We start from the raw sequence: 20350 nt of genomic DNA, 5'->3' as shown, positions 1-20350 counted from the left end.
TTAACACATAAACTACCAAACCTTAATTATACACATATCGGTCCGTAGAAAATTCTTGTCCAAAAACGAAGGAAATGTGATATGAATTCAGATTATCAAATTTTATTTCCTGGTATAGAATGGTATAAGATCACTGATATTGTAGATAAAATTTATGAAGGTGATATTAATGGCTTAAGTTACGAATTTGAAAATTTCATAAATTCTATCGGATTTAGCAATATGGACATATATTTTGATTTATCGAAAAATATATGGAGTCCTAATGAAGAAGAACAGCCATATTGGCCTTTATTTTTAACTATAAAACCAAAAAGTAATATTACGATATATCTAGAACCACTCCTTAGATTATCTAAAAAAATTGAACTTGCACATGCTTTAAGAAGGTTATTCAATATAATAGGGATTTTTTGCTTGTGTGTTGAGCGCTTTAAAAGAGAAAAAACAATATATATTTCTCTAGGTGACTGGACTGCAGAATATGCTATTGGCTTTAATCCACGAACCAACAATGCTATAGCCATTCCTGATGTTGACTACCTAAATAGTCATGCATATAAAAATATTAAGACAAAATTAGAAAGAAATAATATATCTTGGAAAAACAAAATACCAGAGTTTTATTGGCGCGGAGACATTTCTACATCAAAAAACGATTTTTTAAGCAATCTAGTAGATTATAATCATAAAAAGTATTGCCCTAGAATTGCTCTTATTACAAAATCTAAAAATATCAGCAACATGAACTGCAAAATCATTGAAAATTTCGAAGACGAAATAGGGACAAAAATTATTGATTACGTTAAAGATGAAAATATTTTTTGCAAAAATGTTGCATTTGAAGATAGTAATTTTTTTCGATATTCTTTTGATATAGATAATCATTCCAACGATTGGAAAGGGCTTTTTTCCAAATTTTTGTTTGGAAATACAATATTGAAAGTTGGAAGTCATCAGGGATTTTTTCAATGGTATTATGATAAACTTATACAATGGACTAACTTCATTCCTATAGAGCCTGATTTATCTGATTTAAACGAGAAAATTGACTGGTGCATATCACATCAAGAATTATGCGAGGCAATTGCCAGCTCTGGCTCAAAACTTGCGTCAATGCTTGATTTGAAATATTCTGTAGATCAGGCTGTATGTAGAATTATGGCTGCCCCTGATGCCAGTATTATATTCTGAAGTAAGTATCTCCCGGCGAAGCCGGAGGTTTTATGATGTGAGCCGCTCAAAGCGGCAGGAGGGGAACACTAACGCGCTACTGATTTACTGAGCCACCTGACGGTGGTCAGCCCCGATCGGAGTGGTCCGCCCTGAAGTATGGCTTTGAGCCGACGGAGGACGGACGCGATGGGAACGAAGAAGCACAGGCCGGAAGAGGTCGTGGCCAAGCTACGGCAGGTGGACGTGCTGGTCTCGCAGGGGCAGAGCGTGGCTGACGCGATCCGCGCCATCGGCGTGACAGAGGTCACCTACTATCGTTGGCGCAAGAAGTTCGGCGGGCCCAAGTCCGATCAGGTGCGTCGGATGAAGGAGCTGGAGACCGAGAACCAGCGGCTACGCAAGGCGATCGCGGCGATCGCGGATCTCACGCTCGACAAGCTGATCCTGCAGGAGGCGGCCCGGGGAAACTTCTGAGCCCCGCGCGCCGGCGCGCCTGCATCGAGCATGTCCGGACCGCGCTGACAGTTTCCGAGCGGCGCGCCTGCCGGGCGCTTGGCCAGCATCGCTCGACGCAGCGCAAGGTGCCGCGGGGGAGAGACGACGAGGCGGCGCTGACTGCTGATCTGATCGAGCTGGCGCGCCGGTATGGCCGCTACGGCTACCGCAAGATCGCCGCCCTGCTGCGAGCGGCGGGCTGGCTGGTCAACGACAAGCGGGTGGAGTGGCTCTGGCGGCAGGAGGGTCTGAAGGTGCCGGCCCGCCAGCCCAAGAAGGGTCGGTTGTGGGACGGGGATGGCTCCTGTGTCCGGCTGCGGCCCGAGCATCGCGACCACGTCTGGTCCTACGACTCCGTCGAGGCGCGCACGCATGACGGGCGCAAGGTCCGCCTGCTGAACGTCATCGACGAGTTCACCCGCGAGTGCCTGGCCATCCGGGTGGCGCGCAAGCTCAAGGCACCGGACGTGATCGATGTGCTCTCGGACTTGTTCATCCTGCGTGGCGTACCTGCGCACGTTCGCTCTGACAATGGACCGGAGTTCATCGCCCAATCTATGCAGAAGTGGATCACTGCCGTGGGCGCAAAGACGGCCTACATCACGCCTGGCTCACCGTGGGAGAACGGCTACATCGAGAGCTTCAACGCGAGGTTATGGGACGAGTTGCTGAATGGGGAGATCTTCTACTCTCTGCGGGAGGCGCAGATCCTGATCGAGAGCTGGAGGAGGCACTACAATGGGGTTCGGCCGCACGCCTCGCTGGGCTACCGCCCGCCGGCCCCGGAGGTATTCGTGCCAGCCTTAACCGCTTGGCCGGCTGCGCTCGCCCGACCGGCTCCGCCGGCCAAGCTACCCGTGGTGGAAAGGCCCATGGTCCACTAACATTCCACTCGGGCCACCTCGTGGGGCTGATCACCCCGGTAAAGCCGAGGGCTTTCCTATTTTTGATAATTTTCCTAGAGATACAAATCCTTGTGGATGCATCATGATCTCGAAACAGATCGATACACCGCAAAAAGGGCGTGGAGTGAAAATCACTCAACGGTAACTGACTTTGCTAGGTTGCGCGGCTGGTCGACGTCTTTCCCGAGCACCACGGCGGTGTGGTAGGCGAGCAGCTGCATCGGCACCGCGTAGACGATCGGCGCCACGACCGGGTCGAGGTCCGGCATCATCAGGGTGGCGAGCGTGTCGAGGCCGGCCGCGTCGGCGCCGCGCGCGTCGCCGATCAGCACGATCCGGCCGCCGCGGGCCGCCACCTCCTGCATGTTCGAGACCGTCTTCTCGAAGGTCGCGTCGTGCGGCGCGATCACGATCACCGGCACCGCGTCGTCGATGAGCGCGATCGGCCCGTGCTTCAGCTCGCCGGCGGCGTAGCCCTCGGCGTGGATGTAGGAGATTTCCTTGAGCTTCAGCGCGCCTTCGAGCGCCATCGGGTAGGCGGTGCCGCGGCCGAGATAGAGCACGTCCCGGGCCTTGGCGATCTCGCGGGCCAGGACCTCGATCTCGTCCTCCTGCTTCAGCGCCTCGGCCATCAGGCCCGGCACCTTGATCAGCGCGTCGACGAGGCGCTTCTCCTGCATCTCATCGAGGGTGCCGCGGGCGCGACCCGCCGCGAGCGCAAGGCACAGCAGCACCGTGAGCTGGCACGAGAACGCCTTGGTCGAGGCGACGCCGATCTCAGGGCCGGCCAGCGTCGGCACCACGGCGGAGGCCTCGCGGGCGATGGTCGAGGTCGGGACGTTGACGACGGCCAGCGTGTGCTGGCCTTGCGACTTCGCGTAGCGGAGCGAGGCCAGGGTGTCGGCGGTCTCGCCCGATTGCGAGATCACGATGGTCAGCCCGCCCTTCTCCAGCGGCGGCTCGCGGTAGCGGGCCTCGGAGGCGACGTCGATCTCGACCGGCAGCCGGGCCAGCTTCTCGAACCAGTACTTGGCCACCAGTCCGGCATAGTAGGCGGTGCCGCAGGCGGTGATCGAGATCCGGCTCAGGTTCGCGAGGTCGAACGGCAAGGCCTCCGGCAGGGCGACCCGGCCGGCGGCGAGGTCGACGTAGTGGGCGAAGGTGCGGCCCACCACCTCGGGCTGCTCGTAGATCTCTTTCGCCATGAAGTGGCGGTAGTTGCCCTTGTCGACCAGGAAGGCTTGCGTGGCGATCTTCTGGCGCGGGCGGGCGACGACGTTGCCGGCACCGTCGCGGATCTCGGCGCCGTCGCGGGTCAGGATGGTCCAGTCGCCCTCGTCGAGATAGGTGATCTCGTCGGTGAAGGGGGCGAGCGCGAGCGCGTCCGAGCCGAGATAGGTCTCGCCGTCGCCGAAGCCAACCGCGAGCGGCGCGCCGTGGCGGGCGCCGATCAGGAAGTCCTCCTCGCCGGCGAACAGGAAGGCGAGCGCGAAGGCGCCGCGCAGGCGCGGCAGCGCTGCCTCGACGGCGGAGACGGGGCCGAGGCCGGTCCGCATCAGGTGGCTGACGAGCTGGGCCACCACCTCGGTGTCGGTCTCGGTCTCGAAGACGCAGCCTTCTGCCTGCAACTCGGCCTTCAGCTCGCGAAAGTTCTCGATGATGCCGTTATGCACCACCGCCAGGCGCTCGGTGGCGTGCGGGTGGGCGTTGGTCTCGTTCGGCCGGCCGTGGGTGGCCCAGCGGGTGTGGCCGATGCCGATGGCGCCGGCGAGCGGGTTCTGCAGCAGCTTCAGCTGCAAGTTTGACAGCTTGCCCTCGGCGCGCCGGCGCTCGAGCCGACCGGCCTCCAGGGTGGCGATGCCGGCCGAGTCGTAGCCACGATATTCGAGCCGGCGCAGCGCATCGACCACCTGCCCCGCCACGGCATTCCGACCGACGATTCCAACGATCCCGCACATCCTAAGATCCAGTTTTTATTGAAAATAATATGTCATCGATTACGTTGTATATATTATTTACATAAATTTAAAACTTTCTGATTGAGTTGCCAGTTGCCGCAATAAGTACATCTCACGTATGTGTGAAATAATGCATAATTCATCGGGCAGTAAATGCCGTAGATAAAAAAATCTGAAATTCGCGAGATGGAATCAATGCAATGCATTTCTCTAATATTTATTCTCATTATAAAATTTTTTAATTTAATAATTTCCGTCATTTTAGATTTTATATTACTACGTATAAGCCCCAAATTTCGTAAGACAGAAGAATTAAAAGGCAAAATTATTTTTGCGCAAATATTTTTTAAATTTATTCCGCAACAATTCAAAATCATATCTGAAAACCTCCCCCTAGAATTCTTCAGCGCCGACGGATCTTAGCTGCGTACAAGGCTTCGGCCAGCCGTGCCTGACCCAGACTCTCATCTGATACGTTGATCATCGCATTGCGTAAAAGGATATGTGTGCCAATTTCTTGCCCCTCCGACCACGGCCACGACATCGAACCAAGTTTAAACCTGTAGTGAAATAGCAAATCATGGATCATAACAGCGCGGTAGCCCTTAGAGCTGAAATCAACCCAGAAAGCCCAATCGTCCCCCTCGCCATTACGAACACTGATATCAAATCTAATATCTCTGAGAACATCTGTCTCAATTAGACATGTCATCCTAAAATCGTTTTCAATGAGATGGGTATGATCATGCATATTATTGCGAATAACTATTTCATTGCTTTCCCCAAAATTATAACGGGGGCAAACAACCGCATTCGGGCGCATAGGATGAAATTTGTACGCTTCCATTGCCCGTTCAAGAAATGTACTACCAAAAATATCGTCATCATCAAGGAAGACTGCAAGATTAGTTTGACACTCATCTATAAGAAAATTTCTCGCCGCCAGAAGACCCATATTAGGTTGCCTATGAATGCGCACATTGGGCAGGCGCATTGGGGCATAGTCGAGTGTACCTTGATGCTTAGGCGGCGTGCCGTCGTCACAAATGATCACTTTCGGACATCCGATAGACTGATTAGCAATAGAGTCAACAGCTTCAAAAAGATGTTCTGACGTGCAATGAACTGGCATTAAGATTGTGACATCATCGATATTAACGCCAACACGAGATTGATTTTCCCAGCCGTATTGTGTTTTCTTCTTATTTGATAAATAATAATCATATTTATCAGTCATTATTTGTGCGATATTAGTAGGATTTAATAAATCATGATTATATTCCTGCATCTCAATAACTAAACTAGGAGCATTTTCAATGAGTTTTTCCAATTTATTTTTTAGATGAGACTGGGTATCCTGACGAAAATTTAATGCATATTTCGTCATATCTGGAGGCATAAACTCATAGACAGCAGACTGATCCTCAATAATTGGAATTAAGCCACGATCTAGAGTCTCAACAAATGTATAAGAGAAAGTTTCGGCTAGGCTTAGAGAAGGGGCAATATCGCCGCTCCGGAGAAAAGTTAACGCGACTTCTCGTGATAGTCTGCCCGTAAATACTATCGAGTTTTTTAACTCGCCGGGGAGCCTGCTCTTAATATATTCTTCTATATTGGCCCTGCGATATGGAGTATCAACCGTCTGGCCGATAAGTAAAATTCTATCGATTTTGGTTATGCTGGATATTAAGGTTGCGGCCAGAACAAATCGATCAATGCCTTTTGCGATTGATACGCGGCCGACATGCGTCAACGATCCGGTAATATTTTCCACCGGAGCCCTTATTTTGAATTCGTACGGCTCTCTAATAATCTCACAATTATGTGAGATGCCGTATTGACTCAAAGTTCTTTTAGCTTTCTGAGATGGCGCGACGACGAGGTCGCTGATCCGACATTGCTCCCGTTCGCCTACAAGCTCGGCGGCTGAAGTCATGCTGACACCAACGCGCGCAGCCTCATATGACTGTTCTAGGAGTCCATGATTGTAGGTCACACACAGGACATCCGAGGCCCGCGAGCTTCCCTGGTGTTGCCGATAAAATCCTAAGGCAGGAGACTGAAAATCGCACGCCTCGACGACATCTATTGACCATTCGGCGACACACTTATTAATTTGTTCTGCTAAAATATGAGCGAAGGCGATATGATAAGGGCCATCCGGATAGTTACGCCATACAAAATTGCCGTCAAGCTCTACAATTCTCACGCGCTCAGGCTCGAAGGGTGCATAGGAAACTATTTCACGAGATTCGTAAGTCCAAGTTAGGAGAAAAACCGAATGCCCCATTGCTGCCATCGCCGAAGCGGCGAACGAGATATAAGTTCCGATCCCGCCGGCAGGAAATAAGGGGCTCTCGCTTGAAACATATAGGATTTTCATAGCGCTAGATGACCACCTGAGTATTGAAATAGCTTACGATCATTTCATATTGGCCACTCGTAGATATCGGAAGACCGATCATGACTCGAGCTTTAACCATATTGGATAATATTTCAGAGTCAATTTTAGAAAAATCGTCCGAATATGTAAACATTATAGGTGAAGAAACTGCAGGAAAGCTTTTTACATTTAAATCTATGTATTCATTTTCACTTTTGAATAATCGAACCCACATTGTCAAATTAGGCTTTTTGAATTGTGTTTCAAACCTAAATATTGGCATAAATCGGATTGCTATATTTGAGGCTTTTCGTATTTCATCTGCGTCAAGATCGACTTCAAGAGTAGCCCATTGGGCGGCATCGACGCCATCAAATACAGGACTGACATGTAGGCAAGAGCCTAATATTGCAGCGCCATCATGATCAAACATCTCTACAACAGAAGTTTTAATCGATATGAAATTTGCGTATTGCCGATCTATCGCGCAACACACTCCTTCTGAAAATTCCATATATGGTGCGATATTTTCCTCGGTAATCTCGTCAGACCGACTAAATAATTTTCTTAGGCCATTTGAAACGTCAATAGATCGCTGCGAAAGTCTTGGCTTTAAATCTCCTGCAAGCATGCTCTCGATTTCTACTCTTGTTGAAACGATGGCACGCTCAATTAAATGCAGGCGTTGATATATGGTTCGCAAATTATCGACGCTCATGTTTTTTCGCTTTCTTCCAGTAGCTGAGCACGGCAACCGATTTGTACCGTTACGCGAGACAGTCGCATCAGATGCCACTAATGACGGGTGTCTCTTGCATAGATTGGGCGCGTTGGCTAGGGTCCAGAATCAGATCGCACTATAACACAGTGATCACAGCACCGATCCTAGGCTCGGCACGAAGTTTCTAGCGATTTTGTCGTTGCGGGTGGCGGTACAGCGGAAGTCTTTCATGCCGCAGCACACGGCTTGCCCCGCCGGCGGTCCCGATAGCGCCTCCTGTCATAGCGGATCTTGCGCTTGCGGGCGCCGAGAATGACTACCGCTGATGCCCTACTCGCGTAGATTCTGACGCAGTAGTCAGCATCGTAGCCGTTGTCGGCGATCGGGTGCCGTACCTGTATATCCATCAGCGCGTCCAGCGCGAACTGGTGGCCGGCTGTCAGGATAGCTGGTGTCAAACGGCATCGGAACGGGGTTCATCCGCACTTTCGTTGCTAGTGCAGTGACGCGGACGAACGCACCACATCCGCTCTCGCTAACTGGTTGCAAGTCCATCAGAAATCGCAACGAACTATGTACGTTTTGAAGGCGTCAGTGCACTAGCAAGTCACGTCTTGCCAGGCTCTCTCGGTACACGCGGCATGCAGTACGCGCTGCCGAAGGAAGCCGAACTTGGCGCGACCATACATGCTGCGCCTGATCAGCTTGAGGCGGTTGGCCTGCCCTTCAACGTGGCCGTCGCTCCAGGGCTCGGCAATCGCTGCGCGCACGGCATTTTCATCCTGCTGGAGCCCGGTGACGAAGCCGCCGAGTTCGCTGGCGGCAGCCTCCAGCCAAGGTACCAGTCCGGCGGGATCGTCCTGGTGCAGGAGATCGGCGAAGGCGCATACATCCTCGGCTGCCCGCTTCAAGCGCGGAGCCGCATTGCAGAGTGCCTCGGTGAAGGCGCGATCTTCGGGCGACAGCGCGGCTGGATCACCCGTCAGCCACCGGGCGATGCGGCGTGTTGAAGGGATCCGGGCGGATGGCGGTCGAGCCGGAGCGCCCGACTGCTGCCGCGCAGCCCAGCGCCGGACGATGTCGTAGCCGCTCGTGGAGCCCTGCGTGCACAACTCGCGATGGAGACCGGTGGCGCTGCGCTGGCCGTCCTACCAGCGCGCCTCGACGAAGGAGATGTAACGGTCGAGCCGGCTCAGGCCTAGGGCATGACGGTGAGGCACGAACTGGCCAGCCCGGATCCAGCAACGCACGGCGTTGCGGGATGCTCCGAGAAGGCGGGCGATCTCCTTGGACGGTTGAGACCTTCGCCGTGGAGCCGCAGAGCTGCCTCACAGCGGTCGCGTCGCCGGCTGCTCGTCTCCGGGACGAGCTCGGTTGTCAGCGGGCGTTGAATACTCCCTGATTGTGGGCATCGAAAATTCCCTGGTCGGTGCCCTGGCCCGTAGGGTCGCGACGCCCCGCGCCCTCTCGGGCTTTTCCATCCTCAGCCACCATGCCTGCCGATACCGATCGGCTGGGAGCGACGAGGATGGTTCTGCTGGGAGAACTCGTCATGATCTTGGACCTGCACCGACAGGGCCTGTCCGTCTCCGCCATCGCCCGCCGGACCGGCCGCGATCCGAAGACGATCCGCAAGTACATCGAGCGCGGCCTCGAGCCGCCGGCCTACGGCCCGCGTCAGCCCGGCCGCCCGAGCAAGCTCGCGCCCTATCTCGATTATCTGCGCGAGCGGATCACCGCCTTCCCCGACCTGAGTGCCGTGCGCCTGACCCGCGAGTTGCGCGAGCGCGGCTACACCGGTGCCTACACCGCGGTGAAGCGGTTCGCCGCCGCGATCCGGCCGCCCGAGGCCAAGCCCTACGAGGTCCGCTTCGAGACCCCGGCCGGCCAGCAGGCGCAGGTCGACTTCGCCCGCTTCCTCGTCACCTTCACGGATGCGCCGGACACGACCTGCATCGTCTGGCTGTTCTCGCTGGTGCTCGGCCATTCCCGGCACATCGAGGCGCGCTTCGTCCTGCATCAGGACCTGCAAACGCTGCTGCGCTGTCACATGCAGGCCTTCACCGCGATCGGCGGCGTGCCGATCGAGATCCTCTACGATCGCATGAAGACGGCGGTCACCGGCGAGGATGCGGACGGCCACATCGTCTACAACCGATCCCTGCTGGCACTCGCCCAGCACTACGGATTCCTGCCGCGCGCCTGCCGCCCGTACCGGGCCAAGACCAAGGGGAAGGTCGAGCGACCGTTCTCCTACATCCGCCAGGACTTCTTCCTCGCACGTTCCTTCCGCGACCTCGACGACCTCAACCGCCAGCTTCGGAGCTGGCTCGATACCGTCGCCAACGTCCGCTTGCACGGCACCACGCAGCGGATCGTCTCGGAAGCCTTCGCCGCCGAGCGGCCCGAGTTGCAGCCCTTGCCGGCTCTGCCCTTCGACGCTCTGCTCACGCTGGAGCGGCGCGTCAGCCACGATGGCCTCGTCTCGATCGGTGGCAACTATTACAGCGTACCGGATCGGACCCGGCGCGTCGTCGAGGTGCATCAGTTGCCCGACACGATCCGCATCCTCGATGGTGGCCGGCTCGTCGCGAGCCATCCGATCCTGGAGGGACGACGGCAGTACCGCATCGACCCCGACCATCGGCAAGGCACGGCCGCTCGGGCCATGCGCCACGGCCATCCCGACAGTCTGCCGATCGGCCGCCATGGCGATCACGTCGCCCGGCGCTCGCTGGCTGTCTACCAGGCAGTCGGCGAACGGCTCGCCGGCGGGATCGGAGGCCAGCGATGAGCCGCACCGCATCCTGTGCCATCACGACCCTCGACAGCATCAAGCGCAGCTTGGTCGGCCTGCGCATGCCGCGCGCCCTGGAGGTGCTCGACGCGACGGTCCGGCGCATCGAGCAGGGCGAGATCGACGGCTTGGCCGCCCTCGACGTGATCCTGACCGAGGAACTGACGCTGCGCGAGAACCGCCGCGTGAAGACCGCCCTGCTGGTCGCGCGCCTGACCACGATCAAGACGCTGTCCGGGTTCGACTTTGCCTTCCAGCCCTCGCTCGACCGCGAGCGCGTCCTGGCGCTGGCGGAACTGACCTTCATCGACCGGGCCGAGGTCGTCCATCTGCTCGGACCACCCGGCACCGGCAAGAGCCATCTGGCGATCGCGCTCGCCGTCGAGGCGGTCAAGGCCGGGCGCAGCGTCGTGTTCTCGACGCTGGCCGACCTCGTGACCTCGCTGGCCAAGGCCGAGCGCGACGGCTCCCTGCGCGAGCGCATCCGCTATCTCTGCCGGGCCTCGCTGCTGGTCGTGGACGAGATCGGCTACCTCCCCGTCGTCCCCGGTGGCGGCAACCTGTTCTTCCAACTCGTCAACGCGCGCTACGAGCGCGGGGCGATGATCCTGACTTCGAACCGCGGCTTCGCCGAGTGGGGCGAGGTGTTCGGTGATCCGGTCGTGGCGACAGCCCTGCTCGACCGACTCCTCCACCATGCCGTGGTGATCCAGATCGAGGGGGCGAGCTACCGCCTGCGCCAGCACGCCGACCTCGTCCCCGAGCACGTCCGCTCCAAGGCCCTGATCGTTCCGCCGCCCGCACCCAGGCGTCGCGGTCGTCCACCCGGAAAGGCTGCCTCCGATCACACGGCCGGCTGATCACCGATCCGCACCGAACCCGCCGGCCAGGGAATTTTGAAAGCCCACAATTGCGGAGACTTCGGTGCCCGTTGACACTCGGTCTCCGTTGGATCGCGAGGGAGAGAAGGCTCGGCCATGAAGTGGTTCGCCACGGTCCTGATCTCGGACTGGTGCCGTTCGACGATGCCGCGCAGTGCCTCTGAGGCATTGACGAGCAGGTGTCGGGTAGCCGGGGCTCGTTGCCGAGCCCTAGCCCCCTCAGAACCGGACGGGACGATCTCTCGTCATCCGGCTCAAGCCTCGGCCGCCTGGCGCATCGTCCGCGCGTGGTGAGCCTTGTGGCACCACCGATGCACCAGCTTCAGGTTGGTGATCCGGTCCGTCCCGCCGCACTGGCGCGGTGTGTCGTGGTGGACCTCGACGAAGGTGATGTCCTCGTCGGGGTCGAACGTCACGCCGCACAGTGCACAGCGATAGTCCTGCTGCCGTAGCAGCATCGCTCGCGTGCGAGACCGCATCGTCTCGTCCAGTCGCCGACGCCGCCGGGCCTGCCAGTACGTTCGGTCGTCGGGGTTGAGCGGGCTGCGCTTGCCCTGGACCTTCGCATGCCGGACGATCCCCACCTCGTCGTGCCGCACGAGCTTGGCCTTGCCGTCCACGAAGTTCCACGCCGGGTCGAAGTACCTCGACCGGACCCATCCCGCCGCCTTGGTCGGATGGCGCCGCTTGGCCCACCGCCACAGCTTGGCGAAGACGCGATGATCCGCCGTGTGGAACGCGTGTTTCGACGCGCCGTGCCGGTAGTAGGCCGTCCAGCCCCGGATCACCGGGTTCAGGGCGGCGATCACCTGGCTCGGGCTGGCCTGGCGATGGTCGCGCAGGTAGTCCCCGATGGCGCGCAGGTGCCGCACCACCTTGGCCTTCTGCGGCCGCGTCAGAACCTTGCCCCGGATGCGTCGGACGGTGAAGCCCAGGAAGTCCACACCGTCGTCGATGTGAACGATCCGGGTCTTCGCCTCGCTCAGCTGCAGCCCGCGTGCACCCAGGAACCGGGCGAGCGCGGGAACGACGTGGGTCTGCAGGACCTCCTGTGTCGGTGCCGTCACCACCAGGTCGTCGGCGTAGCGGATCAGGCTGACGCCGCGGTTCTCACCGCTGCGCAGGCTCGGGCGGACGTACCGGCCCCGATCATCCTCGGCTCCGAAGAGCCGCTCCATGCCGTCGAGCGCGACGTTGGCCAGCAACGGCGACAGGGGGCCACCTTGCGGCGTCCCGGCCGTCGTCGCCGACCACCTGCCGAGATCCACCGCGCCGGCTTTGAGCCAGCGCCGGATCGTGGTGGTGAACACCGGCAGCCTCGCCAGCAACGGATCGTGTCCGATGGCGTCGAAGCAGCCGGCGATGTCCGCGTCGAGCAGCCAGCCACTCGCACCGGCCGGAGCCAGCGTCGCGTGCAGGGCCACGATCGCGTCCATCGTGCACCGTCCGGGTCGGAACCCGTAGCTGTTCGCCTCGAAGCGCGTCTCCCATTCGGGTTCCAACGCCAGTTTGACGAGCATCTGCATGGCCCGGTCCCGGACCGTCGGGATGCCCAGGGGGCGCTGCCGCCCGTCCGGCTTGGGGATGTACACCCGCCGGACCGGCTGCGGCCGGTAGCCCCTCAGGCCGAGGCCATGATCGGCCAACCTCATCCGGCTCTCAGGCGTCCTGCACACCACGCCGTCGATGCCGGGCGTTTCGCGGCCCGCGTTCTGCTGGGTCACCCGGCGGACCGCGAGCCGTTTTGCGGATGTGGAGCGAACCAGGAGCTTCTGCAGGTTCTTGACCTGCCGAGCCTTCCCGGCCGCCGCGGCACGGAAGATGCGGCCCTGCAATCGCTTCACGGCGTCCTCCGTCGCGGCCCAGTCGATCTCGGGCCACGTCGTCTGTCCGCGTTCACCGGTCAGTTCGGCTGTCACCGTCCAACGTCCCCGGCAAGTCCAAGCGATCCAAAGCGTCTCGACCGTTGAGACCGTGACGGAAGTCAGCACCCTTTCGGGTCGGGTATCTCCTCGTCGCCGAGGCCCTGTCCGCCCGGTTACAGGGCGGCCTTCGCTTGCTCCGCCGTTCCTCTACCCCCTCCGCCATGCCCTTCCTTGCGGTCGGGAGACCGTCGCCTTGCGGCGGCGGGACGGGTGGGGCTTACCCTGTTGCCCGATGGGGAGAAGCGGATGGGGAGGCTGCGCCCTATGGTCCGGCGGGTCATGGTGCCACCGTCGTCGATGCTGACACTCGACGATCCGACCCGCGTGCCGTTTTGGCGCCGGCCTGACAGCACCTTTGGCCGGTTGCCGATGACGGACCTTGACTGCGGGCGTTCACACACGTTCAGCCTTCCATCCTCTGCTGGGCCGCCTCCGGATTGGTGCTTCCAGATTAGGGCCGTTGTCCCCGGAGCTTCGCACGTCGGATTGCTCCTTCGCACGTCCGGGTAGCAGCACTCGGGTGGACGAGGTTCCCTTGCAGGACACTCCTCCATCGGACCTTGCGGGCTACTGGAGCGGTGTGGGTTCCAGCAGCCCTCAGGTCGCACACCAGCGATCTGCAACCTGCGTTGCCGCCGGCGCGCCTGTGCGCGCAGCCTCGGCGTAGGGTCCGGCACGGTCGCGGCTGACGACGGCTACGCTCGGATGGGAGGCAAGCCAGTCCCCATCCGTGTCGCGGAGCGGCCAGGCAGTAGGTCGATGACACGCCGCCGCTCCAGGTCGCAGACGATGGTGCCGTAGGAATGGCCGCGCCGCCACGCCCAATCATCAATTCCGACCACGCGCGGTGGTGGTGACGAGACAATGGCGCGTCGACGGATCAGGCTCAGAACCGTGTTGCCGCTGACGGGCATCGCCAATCGTCGTGACAATCGAGCGCCGGGCTCGCCGCCGAGCACCATGCCGATGTCGTTCTGAGCCTCAGCCAACCGTTCGCTGCGGCGTGCCTTGGGTGGGCCCAGCCCTGCTGCAGGTTCGGCGAAGATCCGCCCCGGGCAGTGACCCCAGCGGAAGCGGCGTACGCGCAGGTGCCACGTCACGGCTCGATCTTGCCACGGCAGATCCTTGAGTGTTCGCCAATACGCGCTGTGTACCCGCCTCGACGACTGTCCGCAGCTCGGACAGGTCGCCTAGTCCGCGGTGGTGTGGGCGGTGATCATCAGCCCAACCGAGTTCAGCGTCAGATCATCGACGTGAAGGCCGTCCGGGACTGACGGCATCGACGGGTTCGAGATCGGCATCGTGCTGCCCTACGGCGACCACGCGGATCAACGCCTGTTCCCACTCCTCAGCACTGAAAGCGCGGATGAACCCCGTTTGGACGCCGATCACCCCGTAAACGGGGTCCTTGTTCCACGCCTAATCACAGTGGACCATACGCAGCCACACCATGCCCTGGGACACGATCCTTTCTTGTTTCGGTCCACTCGTGAACGGCGGCGTGAACAAGGGGCCCAGCGTCGTCTCTGGCCGCCCGAGTTTGCCCGTGATAAAAGAACCTCACTCGAAGCGGGCAGGTGTTTGCAGTTATGTCTGTTCATGAAAATCGTGCATCAAGTAAATTTGAAATCGAAGAACTGGCTTTCATTTCTAAACCTGAACATAGTCTCTATTCGCAAAATAGAGATGCCGGAAACTTTCTACATTTAAAAAATATATGCGAGAGAGAGTTATCCATACGTCCGCATAATGTCGAAGCAATGATATTTCTCTCTATCTCATTGTACGAACTTGGGCTTGGATATAACGCTATTGCCTTTCTGAGAGCAAGTGTCCGGCAATTTCCAAAAGTCGTAGAACTGAAGGGCAACCTCGCCACCCTTTTAGAAAATGATGGACAATGGGAGGAGTCTTACGCAATAGCTACGGAAATATTGCATGATACACCGGATCACTTTTGGATGTATCCTTTGTTATTCAGGCTTGCGTCGAAGATGTATATTTTTGATACAGTCTATGAAATTATTAACAACGGCATCAAGCATTGTCATAGGGAGTATACAGATAATCTTGATAAAATGCGGGAAAGCCTATTAGACAAAATGTGTCATCTATCAACTCTAGAGAAATATGATTTTAATCAGCAAATTATTTCTGGCTCTTTCGATGTATTAAGTATTACAAATCTCGATGAAATAGACGCCTTCAGCGCAAATGTCTGGCAGAGATTTAATAAGGGCGAAAACAATAAGCGCGTTGTTGGGTATCTTAAGGCACTAAGCTGGCATCCTCTGAGAGCCAATGGACAATACCAAACCTTTGTGCTGCGGACTCTGTATAAATTGGACCCAGGCAATCATGACTTGATGGTAGCGCTCGCGAATGATTGCCTGAAGAGGAAGCATTTTCGTGAGGCAATAGGGATTGTTGAGAAATATGAAGTCGATTATGGAAAAACGGGCCCTGCCGCAATCGTGAAGTGTCGAGCATATTCGGCTCTACAGGATGTGCAGGGAGAACTGAAGTGTATGGAACAAGCTATATGCTATCTTCAGCATTCTGATCCTCATAAACTTTTGATCGCGCTACGGCACGCGAATTTCTTTAGCTGCCATGAAAAGAAGAGCATATCTCAAGTGCAACCTCAATTGGAAGAATTTCCGTGGCCGACATGGAAGATAGGTACGCCCCGTCGGATTGGTCGCCCAAAGGTAGCGCTATGCATATCCGGTCAGATGCGGAATTTTAGAAAATCGTATAAGAGCTGGGCGCCGCTGCTTGAAGCTTTTGACGTCGATATATATGTGCATACATGGAGATCAAGTGCTAAATTGCCAACCGAAGACGAGAGGTTAATCTCGATTAGTGGCATTCCAGCACTTAAGAGCCTTTCTGAAAGGGGACTAGTAACGCGTCAGAACTTTGGAACCACCCTAGCGGCGATCGACGGCGTTGAGAATAACGTTGATACTCTCCGCAGTTTTTACGGCGCAAAAGATGTCGTTGTTGAGGATGAGGATGAGTTCAAACTAGAGCTTGAGACCTGGTGGCAGTCGCGAAGCCCCAGGGCGATGCCTCCCATTAATCAGTCAAAATTGTGGTATAAGATACATGCCTGCAATGCACTGATTGATCGTAAAACGATGTACGAATATGATTATGTAATTCGGATGCGAATTGATCTTGAAATGTTTCAAGCTGATCCGGGTGAATTAATTCGATTAACTGCGGATAGAGCGACTATCGTAGGTATGTATCTGCTTGGCCCGGAATACGTAGGGTTTGATGATAGCTTCTGGTTTGGCTCCCCAGAGGTCGTGGAGAGCGCCGCCCAAGCGTGGACCAATATCCTTAAAAATTTTGGCGCAGATTATGTTCCCGGGGCACCAAACGCCTATGCTGAAAGCGTCTGTTTTTACCAGAATTTCGTGGCCGGTGCTAAAATGGTATTTGCACGACAAAACCTAGGAAACCCAGCTAGGCTCTCAGATGTCTTTGAAGAAGGCATCATCGGGCCACTTCTAGATGATCTCTCACTACTTGGACAAGATGGCAATGTTGCAATTAAAGATGTGATTTCTGCGGTCTCCATAAGGAAGCCACCCAGAGAAAATCTGAAAGATTATCTTTCAAGACTAGGAACTAGAAGTGAATTGCTGGGCCAAGTTTGATCTTTAGCTGTCTAACTGTGAGGCCTCCTTGGTGTCGGCAACAACCTTGAGCGCGCAATCCAACGCGGCGGGATTAGCCTCCTTGGCTGCCGCGCGAACCAAGGCAGGCTTGTCCTTCAGGCGTTGGTGCAGGACCATCTCGGGCGGGAGACCTTTCAGGGCACGCTGTCGACGACCATTGTAGGCCAGGTTGAAGCCGGCCAGCAGGATTTCCAGATCCTGATGGCTGTAGATCGTAATGCCGAGCATCTCACGTTGCACCCGACCGTCGAAGCGCTCGACCATACCGTTGGTTTTCGGGGTGTAGGGTCTAGTCTTGCGGTGCTCGATCTCGTGTCGCCAGCAAGCTGCTTCGAAGGCGTCGGCCGTGAAGCAGGATCCGCGATCAGTCAGCAGGTCCGTAACCCGGAAGGGAAGAGACACCGAGACACAGACCCACGACTATATCCGCCACGGCACCACGACGCTGTTTGCCGCGCTGGACGTGCTGGAGGGCACGGTGATCGGGTGATGCATGCAGCGTCACCGCCACGAGGAGTTCCTGCGCTTCCTCAACATGATCGAGGCGGCGGTGCCGGCCGGCAAACTGATCCACGTGATCCTGGACAACTACGGCACGCACAAGCACCCAAAGGTGCGGGCCTGGCTGGCCCGGCATCCGCGCTGGGTCTTCCACTTCACTCCGACCTCAGCCTCATGGATGAACGCGGTCGAGGGCTTCTTCTCCGTCCTGACCCAGCGTAGGCTGAAACGTGGCAGCTTCAGCGGGATCGTCGACCTTCAGGCCGCGATCAACCGCTACATCACCGAGCACAACGACAGGCCAAAACCCTTCGTCTGGACCAAGCCAGCCGCCGTCATTTTCGATGCCATCAACGGCAACGCTGCACCATCCGTTTGATAGCACTACTTTGGCAGATTGTTCTTAAGGTGGCTGGTTGAGGGCGGCATCACAATGCGGGCATCGCTGCGGCGATGGCCGGCTGAGATGGTCCAGGATGGCTTGGCGGATGGCCGGCATCGAGGGCTGGGGCGGTGGGCAGGCGATTCTTTTTTTTCCGTCCCGTCGCTGCGCGGCGCCGAGATTGGAGGAAGGCGTAGGCCATCATCGTCATCAACGCGTGGCGATGCAGCCCAGTCCAGGAGCGGCCCTCGAAGTGGTCGAGGCCGAGTTCCTCTTTCATCTGCTGGTGCGCCTGCTCGCAGATCCAGCGCGCCTTGATCGTTGCGGCCAGCTGCTTGAGGGTCGCGTCGGCGGGGAGGTTCGTGAGGTAGTATTTGCGCTCGCCCGAGCCGCGCTCCTCGCGCACCAGCCAGACCTCGTCTCCCGGCAGGTGCTGGTTACCTTTTGTGCCGATCCGCTGGGTCGGACCATCGGCCATCCGGACGCGCAACGCGCAGAAGCGGCCCCGCAGCCGACCCTTGGTGCCGTTCCCTTTCTGTCGAGACTGAATTCACCGCGATGCGCTCATACCCAGGGAGGGGCTATCATTGCGATAGAATAACCTGAGATTTATCTACACCCTCATGCGCAGCGTAGTTTGGCGAGTTTGTTTGAGGATATGGCCAAGGCGGGCAACCAAATTTTCTACTTAACACACAGTTCTAATTTTGTGAGCGTTTCCAGGGCTGATCGTATTTTACTTGTCGAACAGTGTGCAGATGATGAAGAAGAAACCTGTACGCAGGTCCATTCAACTGATGGAGACGTGCTTTTACATCTCAGAAAAACGCTTCATCCAAGACAACCTATGACGCTGGCCTCAGTACAGGAGCGGTATAATTTGATTTGCGAATCAATCCATGCTGACGCCTTCTTTGCAAGGGTAGTCGTAATTGTCGAGGGGCCAACAGAGGCAGCGGCGCTCCCGATTTTTGCTAAATTCCTGGATTTATATATAAATGCACTTGAAATATCTATTGTTCCTGCTAGAGGAAAAAATATAGATTTGTTTTATCATCTTTATCAAGCACATGGTTTGCACGTGTTTACTATATTTGACAATGATTTGCATAAAAATTCAACTATAGCGATCAGGCTTGGAATAGATTTCTGACACGCATGCTTGAATTGGAAGAAAATCTAGATCCTGAGGCATCTGCAGGAACCAATTACGCCATCTTGAATGGTGATTACGAACAGGCGATGCGAGAAGAGTTAGAGCGGCAAGATCAGGGTCTTTATGATGATCTTCACAGCAAGACTGTTACAGAGTTGGGAACAAGCAAGCCTTTGATTGCTCGTTATATGGCGGCAGAACTTGTTAAGAACGAAATAGTGTCAGATTTCATTAGTGAAATAATTGAGGCGATCAGAGTTTTGGCCGACCCAACTGTGCTTGATGCGGATATTTTTGCTTAATCAAAGGCATGCACAAATTCATGATAATACCCAAGCCTAGTGCACCGACCCGTTCAAGCGGCCGGTGCCGATGGCGCTCATAACTCACCAGATTTGAGCCACTGATTAGCCTACGGTCAGAGCAGACCCCTCCCCGTCCAAAACTCAAGCCTAAAATATCCCTCTCCACAGATAGCATATGCAGGGTGTTCATGCATCCGATAACATCCTTTATCGCTCACGAATATATTTTTACATATACAAAAATATAATTCAGTCCACATACTTTCTTCGCCCAAGAGCAAGGATTGGATCACGGCTCTATTTCCTCTCAACCGGAACGGTGATGGTACAGGGCTGGTCCTTGCCCGTCTTGGCGACAGTTTGGCGGCAGGCCGCAATCACCGTAGCATTCTCTCGCATCAGCTCACCGGCTGCGGCCAGCTGCCTCAGCCCGACCGGGTTCTCGAACTCCATCAAGCGAACGCCCGCCTGCCACGACTCCATTCCAAGGATCTGCGTGGCCACACGTTCGGCTGACCCGAACGGCAGGAGCCCCGGAAGTACGAGGACTGCCATCACCCCGAGGTAGAAGCCCGCCATACCGCCAACCACACCGACGGAGGCAAGCCAGTTCCGCTCGTCGGACATCCATGCCGGCCATTTCCTGGCCTTCAGCACGCGGGTTTCCCGCAGGAACTCCGCCGCCCGTGCGTCGAGCCGTTGCACCGCGTCCCGAACCAATCCCTCGCTGGTGTTCTGGAGTAGGGTGACGGTGCGCTCCGCATCCTGGTGCAGGGCGGGAAGCCGCTCGATGGCGTTCAGACGCCCGCTCACCGTCGCCAGTTCCTGGACCAGGCGTCCGAGATCGGCGCTGTAGTCGACCGGTGTCCCGGCCATCTCGGCGCGATAAAGGGCGGCCGTCATGTCCTCCCGCAGGCGCGCGGTCTCGGCGTGGACCTCACGCCCCACCCGCTCGACACTGGCGCGCAGGGCCTCGAACGCCACCGCCGCATCCACGGTCTCGTCCGCCTCCATGACACCCAGCCCCGGATCCGGCCGGCCCGCGCGGCGCTCGTCGTCCCGCATCTCGC

The 20350-nt window shown here is 56.7% G+C and carries 12 protein-coding genes and 5 pseudogenes; 8 read left to right on the top strand and 9 right to left on the bottom strand.

What is annotated here, in order from left to right; translation table 11 throughout:
* Window positions 1-81 precede the first annotated feature (81 nt).
* Both DA075_RS34820 and DA075_RS34815 read left to right on the top strand, forming a co-directional pair.
* A complete protein-coding gene (locus DA075_RS34820) occupies window positions 82-1194 on the top strand; it encodes a glycosyl transferase family 90 (RefSeq protein WP_099957686.1) in 1113 nt (370 codons plus the stop codon).
* A 168-nt stretch (window positions 1195-1362) separates the two neighbouring features.
* Window positions 1363-2555, top strand: a protein-coding gene (locus DA075_RS34815) for an IS3 family transposase (protein WP_099957622.1) whose coding sequence is annotated in 2 segments (ribosomal slippage) — window positions 1363-1636 and window positions 1636-2555 — 1194 coding nt in all. Because the reading frame shifts where the segments join, the coding sequence is not laid out codon by codon here.
* A gap of 152 nt (window positions 2556-2707) precedes the next feature.
* On the opposite strand, the gene glmS is transcribed toward DA075_RS34815, so the two are convergent.
* The 4 genes and pseudogenes from glmS to DA075_RS34795 form a co-directional block, all read right to left on the bottom strand.
* Window positions 2708-4534, bottom strand: coding sequence for a glutamine--fructose-6-phosphate transaminase (isomerizing) (glmS, locus tag DA075_RS34810; RefSeq protein WP_099957621.1), 1827 nt, complete (start codon window positions 4532-4534; stop codon window positions 2708-2710).
* Between the two features lie 403 nt (window positions 4535-4937).
* A complete protein-coding gene (locus DA075_RS36250; RefSeq protein ID WP_123834593.1) occupies window positions 4938-6920 on the bottom strand; it encodes a glycosyltransferase in 1983 nt (660 codons plus the stop codon).
* A 4-nt stretch (window positions 6921-6924) separates the two neighbouring features.
* Entirely contained in the window at window positions 6925-7638 is a 714-nt protein-coding gene (locus DA075_RS36245) for a hypothetical protein (RefSeq protein WP_123834591.1), read from the bottom strand.
* A 602-nt stretch (window positions 7639-8240) separates the two neighbouring features.
* Window positions 8241-9004 (bottom strand): annotated as a pseudogene (locus tag DA075_RS34795) (helix-turn-helix domain-containing protein); the annotation flags it as partial.
* A gap of 165 nt (window positions 9005-9169) precedes the next feature.
* Between DA075_RS34795 and istA the strand changes: the two are divergent.
* Both istA and istB read left to right on the top strand, forming a co-directional pair.
* Window positions 9170-10435 carry an IS21-like element ISMex13 family transposase gene (istA, locus tag DA075_RS34790; protein ID WP_200602002.1) on the top strand — a complete coding sequence of 422 codons (1266 nt, stop codon included), beginning with the start codon at window positions 9170-9172 and terminating at the stop codon, window positions 10433-10435.
* The gene (gene istB / locus DA075_RS34785; protein WP_099952836.1) at window positions 10432-11298 is read left to right on the top strand and encodes an IS21-like element ISMex13 family helper ATPase IstB; all 867 of its coding nucleotides are present in this window, start codon (window positions 10432-10434) and stop codon (window positions 11296-11298) included. Before istA ends, istB begins: the two co-directional genes overlap by 4 nt.
* Window positions 11299-11573: 275 nt before the next feature.
* Here istB and ltrA read toward each other — a convergent pair whose 3' ends face one another.
* Both ltrA and DA075_RS34775 read right to left on the bottom strand, forming a co-directional pair.
* Complete coding sequence (gene ltrA, locus DA075_RS34780; RefSeq protein ID WP_164712603.1) at window positions 11574-13238, bottom strand: group II intron reverse transcriptase/maturase; 1665 nt, start codon at window positions 13236-13238, stop codon at window positions 11574-11576.
* Between the two features lie 615 nt (window positions 13239-13853).
* Window positions 13854-14524, bottom strand: a pseudogene (locus DA075_RS34775) (ISL3 family transposase); the annotation flags it as partial.
* Between the two features lie 297 nt (window positions 14525-14821).
* On the opposite strand from DA075_RS34775, the gene DA075_RS36240 reads away from it, so the two are divergent.
* Complete coding sequence (locus DA075_RS36240) at window positions 14822-16915, top strand: hypothetical protein (protein ID WP_123834589.1); 2094 nt, start codon at window positions 14822-14824, stop codon at window positions 16913-16915.
* 3 nt (window positions 16916-16918) lie between these two features.
* On the opposite strand, the pseudogene DA075_RS34770 reads toward DA075_RS36240, so the two are convergent.
* Window positions 16919-17335 (bottom strand): annotated as a pseudogene (locus tag DA075_RS34770) (integrase core domain-containing protein); the annotation flags it as partial.
* Between DA075_RS34770 and DA075_RS34765 the strand changes: the two are divergent.
* Window positions 17322-17816: pseudogene (locus DA075_RS34765) on the top strand (IS630 family transposase); the annotation flags it as partial. The pseudogenes DA075_RS34770 and DA075_RS34765 overlap by 14 nt on opposite strands.
* Window positions 17817-17865: 49 nt before the next feature.
* Here DA075_RS34765 and DA075_RS34760 read toward each other — a convergent pair.
* Window positions 17866-18345, bottom strand: a pseudogene (locus tag DA075_RS34760) (transposase); the annotation flags it as partial.
* Between the two features lie 132 nt (window positions 18346-18477).
* Here DA075_RS34760 and DA075_RS36235 point away from each other — a divergent pair.
* Both DA075_RS36235 and DA075_RS36230 read left to right on the top strand, forming a co-directional pair.
* Window positions 18478-18972, top strand: coding sequence for an ATP-dependent nuclease (locus tag DA075_RS36235; protein ID WP_123834587.1), 495 nt, complete (start codon window positions 18478-18480; stop codon window positions 18970-18972).
* A 5-nt stretch (window positions 18973-18977) separates the two neighbouring features.
* Window positions 18978-19277 (top strand): hypothetical protein, encoded by a 300-nt coding sequence (locus DA075_RS36230; protein ID WP_123834585.1) that lies wholly within the window; start codon window positions 18978-18980, stop codon window positions 19275-19277.
* 300 nt (window positions 19278-19577) lie between these two features.
* Here DA075_RS36230 and DA075_RS34755 read toward each other — a convergent pair whose 3' ends face one another.
* Window positions 19578-20345 carry a DUF6118 family protein gene (locus DA075_RS34755; RefSeq protein WP_099957619.1) on the bottom strand — a complete coding sequence of 256 codons (768 nt, stop codon included), beginning with the start codon at window positions 20343-20345 and terminating at the stop codon, window positions 19578-19580.
* Window positions 20346-20350 lie beyond the last annotated feature (5 nt).

It is taken from the genome of Methylobacterium currus, assembly GCF_003058325.1.
Classification (GTDB): domain Bacteria; phylum Pseudomonadota; class Alphaproteobacteria; order Rhizobiales; family Beijerinckiaceae; genus Methylobacterium; species Methylobacterium currus.
This window is presented reverse-complemented; position numbering and strand designations above follow the sequence as displayed.

What these genes read in the sequence shown, in the direction of transcription:
- istB (WP_099952836.1), top strand. Translation starts at nt 10,432, where the DNA reads ATGAGCCGCACCGCATCCTGTGCCATCACGACCCTCGACAGCATCAAG.
- DA075_RS36250 (WP_123834593.1), bottom strand. Translation starts at nt 6,920, where the DNA reads ATGAAAATCCTATATGTTTCAAGCGAGAGCCCCTTATTTCCTGCCGGC.
- glmS (WP_099957621.1), bottom strand. Translation starts at nt 4,534, where the DNA reads ATGTGCGGGATCGTTGGAATCGTCGGTCGGAATGCCGTGGCGGGGCAG.
- istA (WP_200602002.1), top strand. Translation starts at nt 9,170, where the DNA reads ATGGTTCTGCTGGGAGAACTCGTCATGATCTTGGACCTGCACCGACAG.
- DA075_RS34755 (WP_099957619.1), bottom strand. Translation starts at nt 20,345, where the DNA reads ATGCGGGACGACGAGCGCCGCGCGGGCCGGCCGGATCCGGGGCTGGGT.
- DA075_RS36230 (WP_123834585.1), top strand. Translation starts at nt 18,978, where the DNA reads ATGCTTGAATTGGAAGAAAATCTAGATCCTGAGGCATCTGCAGGAACC.
- DA075_RS36245 (WP_123834591.1), bottom strand. Translation starts at nt 7,638, where the DNA reads ATGAGCGTCGATAATTTGCGAACCATATATCAACGCCTGCATTTAATT.
- DA075_RS34820 (WP_099957686.1), top strand. Translation starts at nt 82, where the DNA reads ATGAATTCAGATTATCAAATTTTATTTCCTGGTATAGAATGGTATAAG.
- DA075_RS36235 (WP_123834587.1), top strand. Translation starts at nt 18,478, where the DNA reads ATGGCCAAGGCGGGCAACCAAATTTTCTACTTAACACACAGTTCTAAT.